This is a genomic window from Pseudomonas sp. HMSC066A08 (assembly GCF_001813025.1).
Classification (GTDB): Bacteria; Pseudomonadota; Gammaproteobacteria; order Pseudomonadales; family Pseudomonadaceae; genus Pseudomonas; species Pseudomonas aeruginosa.
Window position 1 is genome coordinate 159,583 of sequence record NZ_KV811290.1, and the last position, 20,426, is coordinate 180,008.

The following is a 20,426-nucleotide window of genomic DNA, read 5'->3' on the forward strand; positions in this document are numbered from 1 at the left end:
TTCGTACAGAATGTGTCCGCCGGGGGGAGCGGTTTCAGCGCACCCGGATCGCGCAGGAAAAGCTCTCCGCCGGCTCCGCGTCCTTTTCCCAGGGCCGCCGGTAGACCAGTTCCAGGCGGTCGTCGCCGCTGGCGGCGACGCGGAAGCGCCAGGTCGATTCGCCGCCGCTGCCAACCAGGCCGCTGTCTTCTTCGGAATTGCTGTAGACCTCCGGACCAAGGCGCTTGAGCACGCTGGCCGCAGGGTTGCGCAGTTCCCAGCGGAAGCCGGTGGTGGGATTGCTCGGCAGGGTCAGCACCAGTTCCTGGCCTTGCGTCAGCTTCAGCGGCGAACAGTCGTCGGCGTCGTCCAGGGTGACCACCGGCTTCTGTTGCCCGGCGCAGCCGGCCAGGACCACGATGGACAATGGCAGCAGCAGACGGGAGGGGGAAAAGGACATGCAGCGCTCCTCGGCTCGAATGGAAAGGGCGCCAGCATAAACCCTGCCGGCGCCCGAGTGCCAAGGTTGGCGCGGCGGACGGCCGAACCGGTCGGCCATCCGCCGCCGGCTCAGGCCGGGAACAGCACCTTGGCCACGTCGCCGTAGCGCTTGGCGAAATGCACGGTCAGCCCTTCCCTGAGATAGTCGGGCAACTCTTCGAAGTGGCCGCGGTTGGCTTCCGGCAGGATCAGCTCGAAGATCTTCTGCCGGCGCGCGGCGATCACCTTCTCGCGGACCCCGCCGATGGGCAGGACCTGGCCGGTCAGGGTCAGTTCGCCGGTCATCGCCACGCCTTTCTTCGGCACCTGGTTGCGCGCCAGGGAGAGCAGGGCGCTGGCCATGGTGACGCCGGCGCTGGGACCGTCCTTGGGCGTGGCGCCTTCCGGCACGTGCAGATGGACGAAGGCCTGGTCGAAGAAGGTCGGGTCGCCGCCATACTTCTTCAGGTGCGAGCCGATGTAGCTATAGGCGATCTCGGCGGATTCCTTCATCACGTCGCCGAGCTGGCCGGTGAGCTTGAAGCCACGGTTCAGCGTGTGGATGCGGGTCGCCTCGATCGGCAGGGTGGCGCCGCCCATGCTGGTCCAGGCCAGCCCGGTGATCACGCCGATCCCGGAAAGCACCTGCTCGCTGCGGAACACCGGCATGCCGAGGTAGTCCTCGAGGTCCCTGGGACCGATCTTCACCTTCGACTCGGGATCTTCCAGCAGCTTGACTACCGACTTGCGCACCAGCTTGCCGAGCTGTTTCTCCAACTGGCGTACCCCGGCTTCCCGCGCATAGCCCTCGATCACCGCGCGCAGCGCGGCATCGCTGATGCTCAGGCGGCCCTTGGGCACGCCGGCCTTTTCCAACTGCTTGGGCCACAGGTGACGCTTGGCGATGGCCAGTTTTTCCTCGGAGATGTAGCCGGACAGGCGGATCACTTCCATCCGGTCGAGGAGCGGTCCGGGGATCGAGTCGAGGGTGTTGGCGGTGCAGACGAACAGCACCTTGGACAGGTCCAGGCGCAGGTCCAGGTAGTGGTCGAGGAATTCGACGTTCTGCTCCGGGTCGAGGGTTTCCAGCAGCGCCGAGGCCGGGTCGCCCTGGTAGCTGGCGCCGAGCTTGTCGATCTCGTCGAGCATGATCACCGGGTTCATCACCTCGACTTCCTTCAACGCCTGCACCAGCTTGCCGGGCAGGGCGCCGATGTAGGTGCGGCGGTGGCCCTTGATCTCCGCCTCGTCGCGCATGCCGCCGACGCTGAAACGGTAGAACGGCCGGCCGAGGCTCTCGGCAATGGATTTGCCGATGCTGGTCTTGCCCACTCCCGGCGGGCCGACCAGGAGCACGATGGAGCCGGCGATCTCGCCCTTGAAACTACCCACGGCGAGGAACTCGAGGATGCGATCCTTGATGTCGTCGAGGCCCGCGTGATGCTTGTCGAGGACCTTGCGCGCATGCTTGAGGTCGAGCTTGTCCTTGCCGTACACGCCCCAGGGCAGGGCTGTGGCCCAGTCCAGGTAGTTGCGGGTGACGGCGTACTCGGGCGAGCCGCTCTCGAGGATCGACAGCTTGTTCAGCTCTTCGTCGATACGCTTGCGCGCCTGCTCGGGCAGCACCTTGCCTTCCAGGCGGGCGCGGAATTCGTCGGCGTCGGCGCTCTTGTCGTCCTTGGTGATGCCCAGCTCCTGCTGGATGATCTTCAACTGTTCCTTGAGGAAGAATTCGCGCTGGTGTTCGCCGATCTTGCGGTTGACCTCGGCGGACAGTTCCTTCTGCAGGCGCGCGACTTCCACCTCCTTGCGCAGCAGCGGCAAGACCTTCTCCATCCGCTTGAGAATCGGCACGGTGTCCAGCACTTCCTGCAGTTCGCCGCCGGGCGCGGTGGTCAGGGCCGCGGCGAAGTCGGTGAGCGGCGACGGGTCGTTGGGACTGAAGCGGTTCAGGTAGTTCTTCAACTCCTCGCTGTACAGCGGGTTGAGCGGCAGCAGCTCCTTGATCGCGTTGATCAGGGCCATGCCGTAGGCCTTCACTTCGTCGCTGGGATCGATCGGGGTCTTCGGATAGTCCACCTCCACCATGAACGGCGGACGATGGCGCTTGATCCAGCCGCGGATACGCACCCGCGACAGGCCCTGGGCGACGAACTGCAGCTTGCCGCCCTCGCGCGACGCATGGTGCACCCGGACCAGCGTGCCGTGCTCGGGCAGGCTGTTGACGTCGAAGTGGCGCGGATCTTCCGGAGGATTGTCCATGAAGAACAGGGCCAGCGAATGGTGGTCGGTCTTGGCCACCAGTTCGAGGGTTTCCGCCCAGGGTTCTTCGTTGACGATCACCGGCAGCACCTGCGCCGGGAAGAACGGGCGGTTGTGGATCGGGATCACGTAGAGGGTGGTCGGCAGGGTCTGGCCGGGCAGCACCAGGCCGGTGCCGGCGGGCTGCGCGTCGCTGATGTGTTCGGGATTAACGTCCTGGTCGCTCATGAGGCACCTGACTGACTGAAACATGAGAGTCTAGATGGGGCCCCGGGGGCGGGTTTCAATCCCTGTCCGTTCAAGGATGTTGCCGAAGGTTTCCACGCAGCACGCGGTACGCGGGTACCACTTGCGGCAAGGTGCTGGGCAGCGTCGGGCAAGTCGAGTAGAGTGCGCAAAAATTGAGCAGTTGCCGTTCATGTTCGACACCCGCCTCATCTGTCTGCCCGACCAGTCGCACACCCACGCCCACGAGCATCACCAACTGGTGATGTCGCTGGCCGGGCGTGCCGAATTCGAGGTCAACGGTTGTGGCGGGGAAGTCTGCCGGATGCGCGCCTGCCTGGTGCCGGGCGAGGCGGGCCACGTGTTCGCCGGGGTGGGCGACAATCGCATGCTGATCATCGACCTGGGCGAGGACAACCCGACCCCGGAAGACCCCGACCTGCTCGCGCGCCTGTTCGAGGCGCCGCGCTACCCGACCCTGGACGCCGACTTCCAGAACCTGCTCAGCTACGCCGGCGCCGAACTGGCCCGCTACGGCAGCGACCCGCTGCTGACCCGTGCCCTCGGCGGAGTGCTGATCCGCGCCCTGCACCTGCGCCTGTTCGGCGAGCAGCAGCCCCTGGCGGCCAGCGGGCCGCTCGACCTGGAGCGCCTGGACGCGCATATCGTGCGGAACCTGGCACGGCGCATCACGGTCGCCGAACTGGCCCAGGTCGCCTGCCTCAGCCCGAGCCATTTCCACGCGCAGTTCAAGGACAGCGTCGGCCTGACCCCACACCAGTACCTGCTCAAGGTCCGCCTCGACTGCGCCGCGCGGTTGCTGCGGGAAAGCCGCCTGCCCCTGGTGCGGATCGCCGAGGAGTGCGGCTTCTCCAGCCAGAGCGCGCTGACCACGGCGATGCGCCGCTACCTGGGGCTGACGCCGAAGTCGCTGCGCAAGGGCTGAGCGCCATCCGCCACCTTCGGCGGATAACCGCAGGCGGTTATTCGCCCTACCGGGAGTGGTGTAGGGCGGATAACGGCGTGGACGTCATCCACCGAGCGGATTCGTCCCGCACGGCCTGTCTCAGAACGCCACCTTCACCCCCGCCTCGATGCCGCGTCCCGCCGCCGGCACCCGGTCGCGCAGGATCGAACTGGCGTAGCGCACGGTCTGGTTGGTCAGATTGGTGCCCTTGACGAAGGCCAGCCAGCGGCTCTCGCCGAGGTCGAAGTTGTAGCCGAGGCTGGCGCCGAGGGTGGTGTAGCCGTCGGTGGAGAGTTCTTCTTCCGGTACGCGGTGCTGCGAGGCGGCGTGCTCGACGTCGACCCGCGCCTGCCACTGCTGCAACTCCCAGATCAGCGCGGTGTTCAGGCGTAGCGGGGCGATGCGTGGCAGCGGTTCGCCGGTGTCCTTGTTCTTGGCGCGGGTGTAGTCCCCGGAGAGTTCCAGGTCGAAGTTGCCGTACGGGCTTTCCAGCAGGTGGATGCGGTCCTGCGCCTCGACGCCGTAGAAGTCCGCGCGAACGCCGCTGTAGAGGTATTCCGGCAGCGCCTCGTCGTCGCTGACGGCGACCACTTCGCCTTCCTCGTTGCGATGGCGACCGCTGGCGAGCAGGCTGATGTAGTTGGAGAAGCGGCTGTAGAACACCCCGACGCTGCCCTTGTGCACGCCGTTGTCGAAGCGCAGGGCGAGGTCGGTGGAGACCGCCTTTTCCTTGTCCGCGTCGGCATCGCCTACCTCGTAGGTGCCGGTGGCGGCGTGCGGACCGTTGGCGTACAGCTCGTAGAAGGTCGGCGCGCGCTCGGTGTAGCTGAGGGTGGCGGCCAGCGACCAGATCGGCGTCAGCTTGTACACCGCGCCGGTGGACAGGCTGCCGGTGGTGAAGCTCTGCGAACCGTCGTTCTCGGCGAAGCGCTCGTTGCCCTTGGCGTCGGGGTCCACGCGGGTGTGCTCCAGGCGGGCGCCGAAGCTGAGGTCGAGGCGGTCGCTGAGTTTCCATTCCTCAAGGGCGAACAGCGCGGCGCTGTCGGTTTCCGTGTGCGGCACGAAGGCTTCCTCGCCGAGGGCGGAGAAGCGGCTGTTGGCGAACTGCGCGCCGACCACCCCGTTCAGCGGGCCGAGCGGGCGGTGGCGGGCCTCGATGCGGCCTTCGTAGCCTTCGTTCTTGAAGGTGGTGCCGGTCTCGCCGTCCTCGATTTCCTTGTGCTCGTACTTGGTATAGGCGGCGTCCAGCTTCAGCGAGGTGAACGGGCCTTCGAGGTCGCGGATCTCGGAGGCGAAGGCGTAGCGGTCCTGCTGCATCTTCAGGCGCACGTCGTCCTCGGCCGGCGAGCCATAGTTGCTGTCGTAGCCGCTGTAGGAAAGGCCGGCGTAACCGTGCTCCCAGTGATAGGAGCCACCGACGGCGCCGCCGTCCTGGCGGCCGTCGCTGTTCCGCACCCGATGCTTGCCGGTGTCGCCGTCGATCTGCCGCTGGCGGCTGGAATGGGCGTAGCCGGGAATCCTGACGTCGTTGAACTCGCGGCTGGCGGCGTCCACGTGCAGGGCGAAGTTGCCGTCGCCGGCCTCCAGTGCGCCGGAACGGCTGCGCGTGGTGTCGGCGCCGCCGTAGCGCAGTTCGCCGCTGCCGTGGATGCCGTCGACGGGTTCACTGGGGATGCGGTTGTCGAAGCTGTTCACCACCCCGCCGATGGCATTGCCGCCGTAGAGCAGGGCGGCCGGGCCGCGTACCACTTCCAGGCGCTCGACGCTGTTGGGGTCTTCCGGCACCGCGTGGTCGTAGGACAGCGACGAGGCGTCGAGCGCACCGACGCCGTTGCGCAGCAGGCGGATGCGATCACCGTCCATGCCGCGGATCACCGGTCGGCTGGCGCCCGGTCCGAAGTAGGTGGAGGACACCCCGGGCAGGCCGTTGAGAGTTTCGCCGAGGCTGCCTTTCTGACGCAGGGTCAGCTCGTCGCCTTCGAGCACGCTGCTGGGTGTGGCGGGAGATTCGTTGCCCAGCGGGTTGGCGGTGATCACCTGGGAGGGTAATTCGCTGGGGCGGCCGTCGGCGCCGAACGTTTCCCCCGAAACGATCAGGCAGGCCAGCGCCAGTGGCGTGAGAGGCCAGAGCGGACGGGAAGGGAAAAGGCCGGAAGAGGACATTGCGGGCTCCATGGTCATGGGTCGGGCTTTTTTCAGGCGAAAGCGAACCCAGGCCCTTCCCGGAGGAAGGGCGACGGGGTCGGATCGGTGTATTTGTTGGGATGTTATATTATTTCTTTTTGTGTCGGTAGACCCGCGTAGCCACTCTGCATGGCGTCGTGCCGACGAGCTGCGGCAATGTCCGCATGCCTGCCGGCGAAGAGGAACGGGAAAGTTCCGCGGCCAGGAGTTTTCCGCAAAAACTCCAGAGCCTTTCGCAAGAATCACCCCTCTCGCAGCCACTACATTCCGCTATCCGCTGGTGCCTCGCGCCGGCGGAATGGGCCTGACCCATACTGATCCGTATTCCCGCGCCACAGGACGTGCCGCGCCGCCGGCACAACCCGCCGGCGGCGGTGCCCCGGGCAATGGACGCCTGGCCGGACTTCTTTCAATAACAATGGCTCCACAAGAGGAGGGCGTGATGTTCAAAGCCAGTCACGTCTTGCAGGGCGAGGACCAGACCCGGTCCGCAGCCGAATTCTTCCCTGTCATCAGCGCCAACTACGCGGTCGACGAGGAAGCCTACCTGGGCGAACTGCTGCAGCTCGCCGACCCCGGTCCCGACGGCATCGAGGCTATCCGCCGCAATGCCCGCGCACTGATCGAAACCGTGCGCAGCCGGGACAACGCCGTCGATACCCTCGACGCACTCCTGCGCCAATACAGCCTGGACACCCAGGAAGGCCTGATGCTGATGTGTCTGGCCGAGGCGCTGTTGCGTGTGCCTGACGCGGCGACCGCCGACGCGCTGATCCGCGACAAGCTGTCCGCCGCCGACTGGCAGCGCCATCTCGGCCAGAGCGACAACGTTCTGGTCAATTTCGCCGCCTGGGGCCTGGTGATGACCGGCAAGGTGGTGAACATCGACGAACGCACCGACGGCCGCGCCCCGAGCGTCATCAGCCGGCTGGTGCAGCGCTCCGGCGAACCGGTGATCCGCGCCGCGATGAACCAGGCGATGAAGCTGATGGGCAAGCAGTTCGTGCTTGGCCGGACCATCTCCGAAGCGCTGAAGAACGGTCGTCCATGCCGCGAGCAGGGCTACACCTATTCCTTCGACATGCTCGGCGAGGCTGCGCTGACTGCCGCCGACGCCGAGAAATACATGGCCGACTACCGCCAGGCCATCGACACCGTCGGCGCCGAGCCGCAGGTCGGTCCGGGGCCGCGGCCGTCGATCTCGATCAAGCTCTCGGCGCTGCATCCGCGCTACGAAGTGGCGCAGCGCGAGCGGGTGCTCAGCGAGCTGTTCGCCAACGTCCTGGAACTGGCGGTGCGCGCGCGCAAGCTGAACGTCGGCATCACCATCGACGCCGAGGAAGCCGATCGCCTGGAGCTGTCCCTCGAACTCTACGAGAAGCTGATGCGCGACCCGGCCATCGCCGGCTGGGGCGAGTTCGGCCTGGTCATCCAGGCCTACTCCAAGCGCTGCCTGCCGGTGCTGGTGTGGCTGACCCTGCTCGGCCGCGAGCTTGGCGCACGCATCCCGCTGCGTCTGGTGAAGGGCGCCTACTGGGACAGCGAGATCAAGCAGTGCCAGGTGCAGGGCGCCGACGGCTACCCCGTCTACACCCGCAAGGAAGGCACCGACACTTCCTACCTGGCCTGCGCCCGCTACCTGCTCAGCGAGCACACCCGCGGGGTGATCTACCCGCAGTTCGCCAGCCACAACGCCCATACCGTGACCGCCATCCTCGCCCTGGCCGACGAGGCCAGGGCCGCCGGCGGCGAGGAGCGCGACTTCGAGTTCCAGCGCCTGCACGGCATGGGCGACGCGCTGTACGACACGGTGATCGAGAAGTACCGCCGCAACGTGCGCATCTACGCCCCGGTCGGCGCGCACAAGGACCTGCTGCCGTACCTGGTCCGCCGCCTGCTGGAGAACGGCGCCAACTCTTCCTTCGTGCACAAGCTGGTGGACCCGCGCGTGCCGGTGGAGACGCTGATCCAGCACCCGGTTACCCAACTGCGCCAGTTCAAGACGCTGGCCAACGACCGTATCCCTCTGCCCCAGGCGATCTTCGGCGCCGGGCGGAAAAACTCCCAGGGCATCAACATGAACATCCAGAATCAGTGGAACGAGCTGGAGCTCGCCTACAAGCCGCACCTGACCCGCCAGTGGCAAGCCGCGCCGATCGTCAACGGCGAGAAACTCTCCGGCCCGGCCCACGAAGTGCGTTGCCCGTACGACCTGGAGAGGCTGGTCGGCAGCGTCCAGTACGCGTCCGCCGAGCAGGCCGGCAAGGCCCTCGACGTGTTGCAAGCGGCCTGGCCGCGCTGGAGCGCCACCCCGGTGGACGAGCGCGCCGGCATCCTCGAACGACTCGCCGACCTGCTGGAAGCCCAGCGCGGCGAGCTGATGGCGCTGTGCACCCTGGAAGCCGGCAAGTCGTTGCAGGACGGTATCGACGAGATCCGCGAGGCGGTCGACTTCTGCCGTTACTACGCACAGCAGGCCCGCCAGCGCCTGGTCCGCGAGGAACTGCGCGGCCCGACCGGCGAGCGCAACGAACTGTTCTACGAAGGCCGCGGCATCTTCGCCTGCGTCAGCCCGTGGAACTTCCCGCTGGCGATCTTCCTCGGCCAGATCAGTGCCGCGCTGGTGGCCGGCAACACCGTGCTGGCCAAGCCGGCCGAGCAGACCAGCCTGATCGCCGCGCGCACCGTCGAACTGATGTTCGAAGCCGGCCTGCCGAAAGACGTTATCGCCCTGCTGCCGGGCGACGGCGCCACCCTCGGCGGCGTGTTCTGCCGTGACGCGCGGGTCGCCGGGGTGGCCTTCACCGGCTCCACCGACACCGCCCGCATCATCAACCGGCAACTGGCCGAGAAGCCCGGCGCCATCGCCACCCTGATCGCCGAGACCGGCGGGCAGAACGCGATGATCGTCGATTCCACCGCTTTGCCGGAACAGGTGATCAAGGATGCGGTACAATCCGCGTTCACCAGCGCCGGCCAGCGCTGCTCCGCGCTGCGCGTGATGTACGTGCAGCAGGACATCGCCGAGCGGGTGATCGAGTTGCTCAAGGGCGCCATGGCCGAGCTGAAGGTCGGCCCGACCGACGTGCGCGTCAGCGACGTCGGCCCGGTGATCGACGCCGAGGCCAAGGCCGGCCTGGAGCAGCACATCGCCGCGCTGAAGGCCGCCGGCAAGCTGATCGCCGAGACCAAGGTGCCGGGCAACCTGAACGGTCACTTCGTCGCTCCCGTCGCGTTCGAGATCAGCGGCATCGACGAGCTGAAGAAAGAGAACTTCGGCCCGGTGCTGCACGTGGTGCGTTATGCCGCGCAGGACCTGGAAAGGGTCGTGCAGGCGATCAACGCCACCGGTTTCGGCCTGACCATGGGGGTCCATAGCCGCAACGAGGAAACCGCCCGTCGCATCGAAGAGCTGGCGCGGGTCGGCAACCTCTACATCAACCGCAACCAGATCGGCGCGGTGGTGGGCGTGCAACCGTTCGGCGGCCACGGGCTGTCCGGCACCGGTCCCAAGGCCGGCGGGCCGAACTACCTGCTGCGTTTCGTCAGCGAGCGCACCACGTCGGTGAACACCACCGCGGTGGGCGGCAACGCGTCGCTGCTGTCGCTGGCCGACGCCGAGTGATACTCCGTTCCCGGGCGCCTTGGCGCCCGGGTCGGTTTCCGGGGTTCGCCGCGACGAACGCCGAGGGAAATGACCGCCGTTCCGGTGCGTGCCCGGAACGGACCATAAAGGACGATTTTCCCTGCCCGACAGGGGAGGGATCGTGAGGCGTGGGCCTGTTCGGACTCGTTTGAGGCCACCCACGTTTCCGGCTTGCTCCGGCAAGCGCTCACGGAGTGACGCCACAAGCGCCATTCTGCCAACCAAGGGCCCGCTACCCGTTGCTTGCACACGCAAGGGCCCGGATAAAAACAAGCAATAGGGGAGTCCCTATGAGTGTCAATACGCCCACGCTGATCACCTTCGTGATCTACATCGCGGCCATGGTCCTGATCGGCCTGGCGGCATATCGCTCCACCAATAACTTCTCCGACTACATCCTCGGCGGCCGCAGCCTCGGCAGCTTCGTCACGGCGCTGTCCGCCGGCGCCTCCGACATGAGCGGCTGGCTGCTGATGGGCCTGCCCGGCGCGGTGTACCTGTCCGGCCTGTCCGAAAGCTGGATCGCCATCGGCCTGATCGTCGGCGCCTACCTCAACTGGCTGTTCGTCGCCGGCCGCCTGCGGGTGCAGACCGAGCACAACGGCAACGCGCTGACCCTGCCCGACTACTTCACCAACCGCTTCGAGGACAACAGCCGCCTGCTGCGGATCTTCTCGGCCCTGGTGATCCTGGTGTTCTTCACCATCTACTGCGCTTCCGGCATCGTCGCCGGTGCGCGCCTGTTCGAGAGCACCTTCGGCTTCTCCTACGAGACCGCGCTGTGGGCCGGTGCCGCGGCGACCATCGCCTACACCTTCATCGGCGGCTTCCTCGCGGTGAGCTGGACCGACACCGTGCAGGCCTCGCTGATGATCTTCGCGCTGATCCTCACCCCGGTGATCGTGATGCTCGCCACCGGCGGCGTCGAGCCGACCTTCACCGCCATCGAGCTGAAGGACGCGACCAGCTTCGATATGCTCAAGGGCGCCTCCTTCATCGGCGTGATCTCGCTGATGGCCTGGGGCCTGGGCTACTTCGGCCAGCCGCACATCCTGGCGCGCTTCATGGCCGCCGACTCGGTGAAATCGATCCCGGCCGCGCGCCGCATCTCCATGACCTGGATGATCCTCTGCCTCGGTGGCGCCGTGGCCGTGGGCTTCTTCGGCATCGCCTACTTCCAGGCGCATCCGGAGCAGGCCGGCGCGGTCAGCGAGAACCCCGAGCGGGTATTCATCGAACTGGCCAAGATCCTGTTCAACCCGTGGATCGCCGGCGTGTTGCTGTCCGCCATCCTCGCCGCGGTCATGAGCACCCTGAGCTGCCAACTGCTGGTCTGCTCCTCGGCGCTCACCGAGGACTTCTACAAGGCCTTCCTGCGCAAGGGCGCCAGCCAGCTGGAACTGGTCTGGGTCGGTCGCGCCATGGTGCTGCTGGTGGCGGTGATCGCCATCTGGCTGGCCTCCAACCCGGAAAACCGTGTGCTCGGCCTGGTGTCCTATGCCTGGGCCGGCTTCGGCGCCGCCTTCGGCCCGCTGGTGCTGTTCTCCCTGCTGTGGAAGCGGATGACCCGCAACGGCGCGCTGGCCGGCATGATCGTCGGCGCGGCGACGGTGATCCTGTGGAAGAACCTGTTGGGCTGGACCGGCCTTTACGAGATCATCCCCGGCTTCCTTTTCGCCAGCGTCGCCATCGTCGTCTTCAGCCTGCTCGGCAAGGCGCCTTCGACGAGCATGCTCAAGCGCTTCGACGATGCGGAGCAGGAGTACCGCGAGGCGCACCAGGGTTCCGCCGCTCCGGTAACCCAGCGCTGATCGAACCTGCGGGCGGGTGAAGCGCCCGCGCATGGAGACGGCCCGCCCCGCAAGGTGCGGGCTGTCGTTTTTTCCGGCGGCTGCTGCGCCTGGCCGCGCAGGACGGATAACGGCAGCCGCGTTGTCCCAGTCCCGCTGCGCGGCTCAGGCGTCCCGCTCCAGCCGGCAAGCGTGGCCCGACTGCCGTGCCTCCAGCCTCAGCCATTCGAAGAATGCCTTCACCGGCGGATGACGTTCCCGTCCGGGCACGCATAGCGCGCTGTAGCCGGCGCCGTCGACACTGATATCCGCTCTGTAGGGTTGCAGCAGGCCGCTGGCGACGCTTTCCGAAACCAGGATCGAACTGGCCAGCACCAGACCCTGGCCGGCGATGGCCGCCTGCAGGGCATAGTGCTCCTCGTCGTACTGGCGGATCACCGGCTGGCCGTCCATCCAGTCTTCGCCGGCCCGCGCGCACCAGGCCTCCCAGCCGTGGGCGTAAAGCCTGGAATTGTGCCAGCGCACGCTGATCAGGGTCGGCTGCCGCTCCGCGGCCAGGGCGACCTGGGCCGGCGAGCCGTAGACCGCGAAGCATTCGTCGAACAGGCAGAGACCGTAGAAGTTCGGATAGTCGTCGAGGCTATAGCGGATCACCAGGTCGATGCTGGCGTCCTGGTGCAGGTCGAGGACTTCGCAGTTGGTATCCAGGCGCAGGTTGATCTGCGGGTGCGCCGCGTAGAAGCGGCCGAGACGCGGCACCAGCCAGAGGGCGGCGAAGGCCGGGGTGGTGGAGACCGTCAGGTTGCCGCCGCTGCGCTGCGGACGCAGCGTGTCGACGCTCTGCGAAATTTCCAGCAGGGCCCCGTGCAGGCTGCGGAACAGCCGTTCGCCGCAGTCGGTCAGGCGCACTTTCCGTGGCAGGCGCTGGAACAGCGGAACGCCGAGCCAGGCTTCCAGCGAACGGATCTGGTGGGAAACCGCGGTTGGCGTTACCGCGAGCTCCTCGGCGGCGGCCTTGAAGCTCGACTGGCGGGCCGCCGATTCGAAGGTGCGCAACGCGGTCAGCGGCAGGGAAGCGAACATTGGAATCTCCATGGATGAACTGAATTCATCCTGAACAACTATTGCTCATTTGTCGGGAACCCTCGCTGCCAATAACTTCTGGTTCAAGACGAAGGGCCTTGAGGCCATTCGAGTCTAGCCGAATCCAAGGAGATACAGATGAGTAGAATTCTTGCAGTGCATGCCAGCCCGCGAGGCGAGCGCTCGCAGTCCCGGCGTCTCGCCGAGGTTTTCCTGGAGGCCTATCGCGAAGCCCATCCACAGGCCCGCATGGCGCGCCGCGAAGTCGGCCGGGTACCGCTTCCGGCGGTCACCGAGGCCTTCGTTGCCGCCGCCTTCCATCCCCAGCCGGAGCAGCGTTCGCTGGCGATGCAGGCCGACCTGGCGCTGAGCGACCAACTGGTCGGCGAACTGTTCGACAGCGACCTGCTGGTGATCTCCACGCCGATGTACAACTTCAGCGTGCCCAGCGGCCTGAAGGCCTGGGTCGACCAGATCGTGCGCCTCGGGGTGACCTTCGATTTCGTCCTCGACAATGGCGTCGCCCAGTACCGGCCACTGCTGCGTGGCAAGCGTGCGCTGATCGTCACCAGTCGCGGTGGCCATGGCTTCGGCCCGGGCGGCGAGAACCAGGCGATGAACCACGCCGATCCCTGGTTGCGCACCGCGCTGGGTTTCATCGGCATCGACGAGGTCACGGTGGTCGCGGCGGAAGGCGAGGAATCCGGCGGCAGGTCCTTCCTGGACTCCTGCGCCGAGGCGGAACAGCGCCTGCTGGCGCTGGCGCGGTCGGTCTGAGGAGCCGCCATGGCCTGGTTCCATCTGCTGGTGGCGGCGGCCTTCGAGGTCGCCTTCGCCATGGGCATGAAGTTCTCCAACGGCTTCGGCAGGCTCTGGCCGTCGCTGCTGACGGTGGTCGCGGCGATCGGCGGGATCTATTTCCTGACCCTGGCGCTGCGCGAGTTGCCGGTCAGCGTCGCCTATCCGATCTGGACCGCGATCGGCTCGCTGGGCACGGTGTTCCTCGGCGTCCTGCTGCTTGACGAGAGCCTGACGGCGGTGAAGCTGGTTTCTGTCGGGTTGATCGTCGCCGGGGTAGCCGGGCTCAAGTAAGCGATGCGGCATTTGGCCTACAATCGGCCGCGTTTCCGTTCCTTCGAGAGCAGCCATGCTGACCACCCTGGCGGTGTCCAACTACCGCACCCTGCGCGACCTGGTGATGCCGCTGCGGCGCCTGAACCTGATCACCGGCGCCAACGGCGCCGGAAAGTCCAACGTCTACCGGGCCTTGCGCCTGCTGGCGGACAGCGCGCGCGGCGAAGTGATCCCGTCGCTGGCGCGCGAGGGCGGCCTGCCATCGACCCTGTGGGCGGGACCGGAGGACATCAGCCGGGCCATGCGCAGTGGCGCCCAGCCGATCGAAGGCAGCGTGCGCCGGCAGTCGGTGAACCTGCGCCTGGGTTTCGCCGGGGAGGATTTCGGTTATTGCATCGACCTCGGCCTGCCGGAGCCAAGCCAGAGCAAGTTCGGTCTCGACCCGGTGATCAAGCGCGAATGTATCTGGGCCGGCCCGTTCCTGCGCCCGGCCAATGTCCTCGTCGACCGACGCGGGCCGTTGTTGCGCGCACGCGGCGGCGGTCGCTGGGAAGTAGCGGCGCAGCATCTCGCCACCTTCGACAGCATGCTGGGCGCGGCGGTGGACCCGCGACAGGTACCGGAACTGCTCGGCCTGCGCGAGCGGATCCGCTCCTGGCGCTTCTACGACCATTTCCGCAGCGACGCCGAGGCGCCGGCGCGGCGTCCGCAGATCGGCACCCATACACCGGTGCTGGGCGCTGACGGCGCCGACCTGGCCGCGGCCCTGCAGACCATCCGCGAGATCGGCGACGCGGCGGCGCTGGACGAAGCGGTGGACGATGCCTTTCCCGGCAGTCGCCTGCACATCGACAACCCGGGAGGGCGCTTCGAAGTGCTGATCGAGCAGCCCGGCCTGCTGCGGCCGCTGCGCACCGCGGAGCTGTCGGACGGCACCCTGCGCTACCTGCTGTGGATCGCCGCCCTGTTGTCGCCGCGGCCGCCGGCGCTGCTGGTGCTCAACGAACCGGAAACCAGCCTGCATCCCGACCTGCTGCCGGCCCTCGGGCGCCTCGTCGGCCAGGCCGCGCAGCACTCCCAGGTGCTGGTGGTGTCGCACGCCGCGCGGCTTGTCGCGACGCTCGAAGAGCACCCGGAATGCCATTCGCTGGGGCTGGAGAAGGACTTTGGCGAGACCCGCATCCAGGGGCTGCGCGAGCTGGACCGGCCGGCCTGGTACTGGCCGGTGCGCTGAACCGCTACAGGCGGCCGATCTGTTGCGGCGACAACGGTACCTGGCAGCGGGTGGCGGTGCGTGGGTCGAGGTAGTCCCTGAGGAGCGGTGCCATGCCCTTGAGTACCTGCACTGGCAGGGCCGAGGTGAACTTGAACTGGCTCGACTCGCTGCCGTCGACGTAGGCGGTGAGGGTACCGAAGTGCCGCGGGCCGATGTAGAAGACGAAAGTGGCGGTGCGGTTCAGTGCCTTCGAACTGCGCACGTGGCCGCCGGCGCTGAAGGTCTGCAGGCGGTTGTCGCCGGTGCCGGTCTTGCCGCCCATCACCAGTGGCGCGCCGTCCGGACGGCTGAAGGTGCCTTGCAGGCGCCGCGCGGTGCCGGCGTCGACCACCTGGGACAGCGCGTTGCGCAGGGTGGTGGCGACCTCCGAGGTCATAACCCGCTGGCCGAGGGTGGCTTCCGGGGCGAAGCGCGTCTCGTAGGGCGTACCCAGGGCGAAGTCGAGGTGCTCCAGGCGCAGGGTCGGCATGCGCACGCCATCGTTGACGATGATCCCCATCAGTTCGGCCAGCGCCGCCGGGCGGTCGCCGGAGCTGCCCAGGGCGGTGGCGTAGGAGGGCACCAGGTGATCGAAGGGATAGCCGAGTTTCTTCCATTGCTGGTGCAGGTCGAGGAAGGCCTCCACCTCCAGCAGGATGCGGATGCGCTTGTCGCGGGCGTTCTTGTGCCGCGACTTGAACAGCCAGCCATAGACCTCCTTGCGCTCGGCGCCGCTGGCCGCTACCGCCTCGCCGAAGGTCGCCTGCGGCTGCTTCTGCAGATAGCCGAGCAGCCATAGCTCCAGCGGGTGCACGCGAGCGACGTAGCCCTGGTCGTTGAGGTTGAACCTGCCCGGGCCGTAGCGCTCGTACAGCTCGGCGGCGCGCTTGTCGGTCAGGCTGCCGCGGGGCAGGCGTTCGCGGAGGAAGGCGCTGAAGCTCGCCAGGTCGGCCTGTGGCTGCAGGTAGCGGTGGATCGCGGCCAGCCGCACCGGCCAGGGACGCAGGCCGTCGAGGAAGGTCTCCAGGCGCTGGTTGGCGTCCTTGTCGCGGTACTTGACCCAGAAGCGGCGCAGATAGACCTGGCTTTCCTTGTCGACGAAACGGTCGAGGTAGTCGGCGCGGCGCGGGTCCTTGTCGTCGGCCAGCAACTGCACCTTGCTCCCGGCGTTCTGGTAGATGTCGTGGCGGATCAGGTCGCGCAGCAGGCGCACGAAGGGCAGGTTGATCGATTCGCGCAGGGCTTCCAGCAGCATCGGCCGGCGGCCGTTGTCTTCCTTGCGGAAGTTGTTGAAGGTGTGCAGCCCGCCGCCGGTGAAGAAGCTCTCGTAGGGGCTGGCCGAATAGCGCCGTTCCATGGCCGCCTGGAGCATCGCGGAAAGATCGCGGTCGCGGCTGGCGACCAGGTAGTCGATGCCCCAGCGGAGGATGAAATCGAGCGGCTCCACTTCCACCTTGCGCAGCTCGGCGACGCTCATGCCGCCATAGTCGCGGTGGATCTGCGCGACGGTCTCCAGGTAGCTGGCCAGCACCCGTAGCTTGGCGGTGGAGCCCAGCTCCAGCTTGCTGCCTTCGTTGATGTCGAAGGGCTGGTCGGTGTTGTCGGTCTGCACCCGCACCTGGTTGCCGCTCGGCGTACGCTCGAACAGGGTGAAGCTGTAGCGTACCGAGCGGGTCGAGGTCGGGGTCAGCAGGCGTTCGCCGATCAGCCCGAGCTGGGCGGCGTAGTCCGGGTCGGCGAGTTTCTGCAAGTAGGCGCTGACGCTTTCCTGCAACTCGTGCTGGAGGGTGGTATTGGCCCGCAGGTCGAGACGGTCGAGGTCGTACAGTGGCACGCCGAGCATCCCGGCCAGGCGGGTGCGAGCCAGGGTCACGCCCTTGTTGGTCGGCAGCGGTTGCACCGTCGGCTGGCTGCGTGGGTCGCGGAACGCCAGCTTCTGCGCCAGCGCCGCATCGCGTAACGGCGCCTCGATGACGCCGGCCTGGGTCAGGACCCGCAGGTGGCTGTCGGTCATCCGGTCAAGCTCGTCGCGGCCGCGCGGCGCCAGATAGAAGGAAGGCCGGCGGTGGGCGATCATCAGCGCCAGCACCTGGCGCAGGGCCAGGCCCTGGGCGGCGAGTCCGGCCTTGCCGTCGAGGGCCTCGCCGACCTGCCGGTAGTTGGCGCCGTACCAGACCCACAGGCCATCGGCCAGGCCGGTGACCTCGCCGTAGCCCGGCGCCGCCGATAGCGGCACCGAGTTGAGGTAGGTGAGCACGATGTCCTGGCGCGCGGCGAAGTTGGCCGGGCCTTCGCGATAACTGCGTACGCTGGCCGAGAGCATCTGCCGCAGCTTGTCGCCGATGCTGCCGGTGCGCCCTTCGGCAGAGTGGCGGTATTTCTCGATCTGGGTCGCCAGGGTGCTGCCGCCGGAGGAGTGCGCGCTGAAGCCGAGCATCTTGCCGACCTGCGACAGCGCCGCCTGGGTGAAGCGACCCCAGTCCACCGCCGGGTTGAGGTAGGGGCGTTCGTGATCGAGCAGGTCGCGGTTCTCGATGAACAGCAGGCTCTGCACCGCCAGCGGCGGCAGGCTGGCGAAGTTCGCGTAGCGCCGTTGCGGATAGCGGAAGTCGTAGATCGGCACGCCGCGGCAATCGGCGATGTCCAGCCCGGCCTGGGCCTTTTCCGCGTAGGGCGGGAACAGCCGGTGTTCGGCGTAGCGCATCAGCGCCGGGGAGAAGTGTGCCTGGCGGGTGATGACGTAGTCGCGGTCGTACAGGCGCTGCATGAACGAAGGCAGCAACTGGTAGCCGAGGCGGCGGTCGAAGGGGCCGTCCGCCGGGAACAGGATGGCCTCGCTGGGACCCTGGCGCACCTCGTAGTCCAGGGTCGCGGCATAGCGTGCCAGCTCGCGTGCCTGCAGCCGCGAGGTGTGCGCTTCGTGAAGTACCACGATGCCCACCGCGGCGAGGATCGGCAAGGCGAAGCCGATCAGCATCAGGCGTTGGCGGAGACGGCTTTTTCGAGGAGAAGCGGAGGCAGGGAGACTGCAGGGTTGCAGCTCGGAAGGGTCGTTCGTGGATCGTTCTGATGCACCCATGCTCGCACCGCCTGTAGCTGCGCAATTCATCCGCACCTGGGGGGAAGTCTAGTTGTCCCGCTGCAACCCTGCTGTCATTCGTGCAAGGAAAATCTCCCCGGCGGCAATCGGACGACCGAGGATTGGAGCGGCGTGGCGCAGGGGTTAGAGTGTCTGTCTGAGTTCCTTGTGTTTCGGGTCCGGAATGTCGATGCGCACACTTTTCCCCCTTCTCGTCGGTGTCGTCCTGGCGGGTTTCTCCGGCCTCGCGGCGCAGGCCGCGCCGGCGCCCTTCTACAAATGGCAGAGCAAGCTCGACGGCCAGGTCGCCTGCATGCAGACCTCGCCGGGAGACGGCTGGGTCAGGCTCGACGGCCCCTACCGCGACCTCCGCTGCCGCGAACCCCTGCGCTGACCCCATGCAGCGCAGCCGGCTGCTCGAGCGCAGCTGGCGCCTGCAAGGCCAGCGCGAAACCGTCCACCCCCCGGCTCGGCCGGCCGCTGTCCCTGCTGCGCGCGCGGCCCAGGGAGTGAATCCATTCAGCGTTGGCGGTCCTTACGCCTTTGGTCCAGTTGCCCCATCGCGGGGCATGACGGCCTTGAAATCTTGTGTAAAACTCCGGCCCGACCTCAGTTGTAGTCGACTCCCGCAATGCCCACGTTCGCTCCACGAGAGCGGACAGCCTCTTCCGGTGTGCAGTCCTGGAACCTATGACGCCCCGTCGTCGCCCGCTGTGCGGTATCGCGCAGGGGCCGCGCCGTTGGCGAAATCCGCTTCCCTACCCCGACCGCACGAGCGAGTCCGCAACTGATCTATCTCAATAACAAAATGAGGTTGTTCCCATGTCGTCTGTCGGCGAACAGAAGGTTCAAGACGGCTCCCTGAAGCGCGAGCTCGGTGAGCGACACATCCGCCTGATGGCACTCGGCGCCTGTATCGGCGTCGGCCTGTTCCTGGGCTCGGCGAAGGCCATCCAGATGGCCGGCCCGGCCATCATGATCTCCTACATCCTCGGCGGCCTGGCGATCCTGGTGATCATGCGCGCCCTCGGCGAGATGGCGGTGCACAATCCGGTGGCCGGTTCCTTCAGCCAGTACGCCAAGGACTACCTGGGCCCGCTGGCGGGCTTCATCACCGGCTGGAACTACTGGTTCCTCTGGCTGGTGACCTGTGTCGCCGAGATCACCGCCGTCGCCGTCTACATGGGTATCTGGTTCCCCGACGTGCCGCGCTGGATCTGGGCCCTGGCGGCCCTGGCGAGCATGGGCACGATCAACCTCATCGCGGTGCGTGCCTTCGGCGAGTTCGAGTTCTGGTTCGCCCTGATCAAGATCGTCACCATCCTGGCGATGGTGGTGGTCGGCATCGGCATGATCGCCTTCGGCTTCGGCAACGACGGCATCGCCACCGGCATCTCCAACCTCTGGGCCCACGGCGGTTTCATGCCCAACGGCATCCAGGGCGTGCTGATGTCGCTGCAGATGGTGATGTTCGCCTACCTCGGGGTGGAAATGATCGGCCTCACCGCCGGCGAAGCACGTAACCCGACCAAGACCATTCCCAGCGCGATCAACTCGGTGTTCTGGCGTATCCTGCTGTTCTATGTCGGCTCGCTGTTCGTGATCATGTCGCTCTATCCGTGGAACGAGATCGGCACCCAGGGCAGCCCCTTCGTGATGACCTTCGAGCGCATGGGCATCAAGACCGCCGCCGGGATCATCAACTTCGTGGTGATCACCGCCGCGCTGTCGTCCTGCAATGGCGGCATCTTCAGCACCGGGCGCATGCTCTACAGCCTGGCCCAGCATCGCCAGGCCCCGGCCTTCTTCGGCAAGGCCTCGCGCAGCGGCGTACCGCGCCGGGCGCTGATCCTGTCGATCCTGGCGCTGCTGCTGGGCGTGTTGCTGAACTACCTGGTGCCGGAGAAGGTATTCGTCTGGGTGACCTCCATCGCCACCTTCGGCGCGATCTGGACCTGGGCGATGATCCTGCTGGCCCAGTTGCGCTTCCGCAAGACGCTCAGCCCGGCCGAGCGCGACAAGCTGCAATACCGCATGTGGCTGTACCCGGTCAGTTCCTACCTGGCGCTGGCATTCCTGGTGATGGTGGTAGTGTTGATGGCCTTCTTCGAGGACACCCGCATCGCCCTCTACATCGGCCCACCGTTCATCCTGCTGCTGACTGTCCTGTACTACGCCTTCAACCTGGCGCCGAAGGAGCCTGCCGGCGCCGGCACGGTAAGCCGCGCGGCGTCCTGAGCGATGTAGCGCCGGAAAAGAAAAGGGGCCTCGGACGAGGCCCTTTTTTTTCGTTGCGCCGATATCCGGCCCGGTGCATCCGGCGGATAACGCCGTTGGCGTTATTCGCCCTACCCAGGCTCGCTGGACCGGCGGTAGGGCGAATAACCGCTTGCGGTTATCCG

13 protein-coding genes are annotated in these 20,426 nt (G+C 67.0%); 8 read left to right on the forward strand and 5 right to left on the reverse strand.

The window, feature by feature from the left end:
- Positions 1–34 precede the first annotated feature (34 nt).
- Together HMPREF2886_RS10005 and lon are read right to left on the reverse strand one after the other, a co-directional pair.
- Positions 35–439, reverse strand: a complete 405-nt coding sequence (locus HMPREF2886_RS10005; RefSeq protein WP_033972533.1) for a protease inhibitor I42 family protein — start codon at positions 437–439, stop codon at positions 35–37.
- Between the two features lie 110 nt (positions 440–549).
- Entirely contained in the window at positions 550–2,949 is a 2,400-nt protein-coding gene (gene lon, locus HMPREF2886_RS10010; RefSeq protein WP_003101982.1) for an endopeptidase La, read from the reverse strand.
- 190 nt (positions 2,950–3,139) lie between these two features.
- On the opposite strand from lon, the gene HMPREF2886_RS10015 reads away from it, so the two are divergent.
- A complete protein-coding gene (locus HMPREF2886_RS10015) occupies positions 3,140–3,892 on the forward strand; it encodes a helix-turn-helix transcriptional regulator (protein WP_023107216.1) in 753 nt (250 codons plus the stop codon).
- A gap of 120 nt (positions 3,893–4,012) precedes the next feature.
- Here the strand turns inward: HMPREF2886_RS10015 and HMPREF2886_RS10020 are convergent, their stop codons facing one another.
- Positions 4,013–6,076 carry a TonB-dependent receptor gene (locus HMPREF2886_RS10020; RefSeq protein ID WP_042164075.1) on the reverse strand — a complete coding sequence of 688 codons (2,064 nt, stop codon included), beginning with the start codon at positions 6,074–6,076 and terminating at the stop codon, positions 4,013–4,015.
- A 463-nt stretch (positions 6,077–6,539) separates the two neighbouring features.
- Between HMPREF2886_RS10020 and putA the strand changes: the two genes are divergently transcribed.
- Both putA and putP read left to right on the forward strand, forming a co-directional pair.
- Entirely contained in the window at positions 6,540–9,722 is a 3,183-nt protein-coding gene (gene putA / locus HMPREF2886_RS10025) for a bifunctional proline dehydrogenase/L-glutamate gamma-semialdehyde dehydrogenase PutA (protein ID WP_042164072.1), read from the forward strand.
- A 311-nt stretch (positions 9,723–10,033) separates the two neighbouring features.
- Complete coding sequence (gene putP, locus HMPREF2886_RS10030; RefSeq protein WP_070747227.1) at positions 10,034–11,554, forward strand: sodium/proline symporter PutP; 1,521 nt, start codon at positions 10,034–10,036, stop codon at positions 11,552–11,554.
- Positions 11,555–11,698: 144 nt separating this feature from the next.
- On the opposite strand, the gene HMPREF2886_RS10035 is transcribed toward putP, so the two are convergent.
- On the reverse strand, positions 11,699–12,628 hold the full coding sequence (locus HMPREF2886_RS10035; RefSeq protein WP_079385209.1) for a LysR substrate-binding domain-containing protein: 930 nt from the start codon (positions 12,626–12,628) through the stop codon (positions 11,699–11,701).
- Positions 12,629–12,754: 126 nt separating this feature from the next.
- On the opposite strand from HMPREF2886_RS10035, the gene azoR1 reads away from it, so the two are divergent.
- The 3 genes from azoR1 to HMPREF2886_RS10050 are packed head-to-tail and all read left to right on the forward strand — an operon-like array spanning position 12,755 to position 14,924.
- The gene (gene azoR1 / locus HMPREF2886_RS10040; protein WP_033972538.1) at positions 12,755–13,393 is read left to right on the forward strand and encodes an FMN-dependent NADH-azoreductase AzoR1; all 639 of its coding nucleotides are present in this window, start codon (positions 12,755–12,757) and stop codon (positions 13,391–13,393) included.
- 9 nt (positions 13,394–13,402) lie between these two features.
- The gene (locus HMPREF2886_RS10045) at positions 13,403–13,708 is read left to right on the forward strand and encodes a DMT family transporter (protein ID WP_033972539.1); all 306 of its coding nucleotides are present in this window, start codon (positions 13,403–13,405) and stop codon (positions 13,706–13,708) included.
- Positions 13,709–13,763: 55 nt separating this feature from the next.
- Positions 13,764–14,924, forward strand: coding sequence for an AAA family ATPase (locus HMPREF2886_RS10050; protein WP_003123024.1), 1,161 nt, complete (start codon positions 13,764–13,766; stop codon positions 14,922–14,924).
- Positions 14,925–14,928: 4 nt separating this feature from the next.
- On the opposite strand, the gene HMPREF2886_RS10055 is transcribed toward HMPREF2886_RS10050, so the two are convergent.
- On the reverse strand, positions 14,929–18,054 hold the full coding sequence (locus tag HMPREF2886_RS10055) for a transglycosylase domain-containing protein (RefSeq protein WP_042164067.1): 3,126 nt from the start codon (positions 18,052–18,054) through the stop codon (positions 14,929–14,931).
- A 154-nt stretch (positions 18,055–18,208) separates the two neighbouring features.
- Between HMPREF2886_RS10055 and HMPREF2886_RS10060 the strand changes: the two genes are divergently transcribed.
- Complete coding sequence (locus HMPREF2886_RS10060) at positions 18,209–18,418, forward strand: hypothetical protein (RefSeq protein WP_009875978.1); 210 nt, start codon at positions 18,209–18,211, stop codon at positions 18,416–18,418.
- Positions 18,419–18,846: 428 nt separating this feature from the next.
- A complete protein-coding gene (locus HMPREF2886_RS10065) occupies positions 18,847–20,262 on the forward strand; it encodes an amino acid permease (RefSeq protein ID WP_033972541.1) in 1,416 nt (471 codons plus the stop codon).
- Positions 20,263–20,426: the final 164 nt, after the last annotated feature.